General features: G+C 43.2%; 1 protein-coding gene. It reads right to left on the reverse strand.

Annotated features, from left to right (window positions below):
- Positions 1–908 (reverse strand): tRNA dihydrouridine(20/20a) synthase DusA (dusA, locus tag B9J84_RS10960; RefSeq protein ID WP_404207061.1); only part of this gene is annotated, 908 nt, incomplete at its 3' end.
- Positions 909–1,170 lie beyond the last annotated feature (262 nt).

Genomic DNA, 1,170 nt, shown 5'->3' on the forward strand with positions numbered 1-1,170 from the left:
GCATTCTCACTGATATAACGTCGCCATTGACGAGCACCTGGCATATTTTGGAACATACCTAACATATGGCGGGTAATATGGCCAAGGTAAGACCCCTGAGCTAATTGACGTTCAATATAAGGAAACATCTCTTCAATAATTTGAGAACGTTTTTTAATCGGCGTATCCATACCAAAAATGGTCTGATCCACTTCCGCCAACAAATAAGGGCTTTGATAAGCTTCCCGTCCAATCATTACGCCATCAAGATGCTGTAAATGCTCACTGACTTCAGCTAAGGTTTTGACACCGCCATTCACAGCAATGACTAAATGTGGGAAATCTTTTTTCAGCTGATATGCCCGTGAGTAATCTAACGGCGGTATTTCACGGTTCTCTTTTGGGCTCAAACCACTAAGCCACGCCTTACGCGCATGAATAGTAAACTGTTCACAGCCCCCTTTCTCTGATACCAATGAAATAAAATCAGTCAAAAATTCATAAGAATCCATGTCATCAATACCAATGCGCGTCTTCACGGTTACCGGAATATCAACTACTGATTTCATCGCTGCAACGCAATCCGCCACCAGTTGCGGCTCAGCCATTAAACAAGCACCAAAACGACCATTCTGGACGCGATCGGACGGGCAACCTACATTGAGGTTGATTTCATCGTACCCGTACTGCTGGGCAAGTTTGGCACAATGAGCAAGGTCTTGAGGATTCGAACCACCCAATTGTAACGCTACTGGGTGTTCCTCCTCGTTGTAAGCCAAGAAATCCCCTTTACCATGAATGATCGCGCCTGTCGTGACCATCTCGGTGTACAGTAACGTTTGCGAGGACAGCAAGCGATGAAAGTATCGGCAGTGGCGATCTGTCCAATCGAGCATAGGGGCTACTGATAGCTTACAAGGGTGAGTCATGATTTAGATATCCCAATTCAGTCAGTTTCAATGGCTAAACTTACAGCCAAAAACAAAGTTTGGCATTGTAATCGCTTCGAGTTTATAGCGCCAACAGTTCTTCTTCTGTATCGTTTTGCATCGATATAAGGTAATTTAAGTACTATTTTCGTTGCAAACAACGATCACATCGCTAACTAACTCCAGAAAATGTTGTAGGCTACAAGGCTATTAATCTGGAAATAGTATATTATTATTAAAGTCCAATGGTTATGGTGATGAA

It is taken from the genome of Vibrio sp. V03_P4A6T147, from assembly GCF_002241085.1.
In the GTDB taxonomy this organism is placed as follows: domain Bacteria; phylum Pseudomonadota; class Gammaproteobacteria; order Enterobacterales; family Vibrionaceae; genus Vibrio; species Vibrio anguillarum.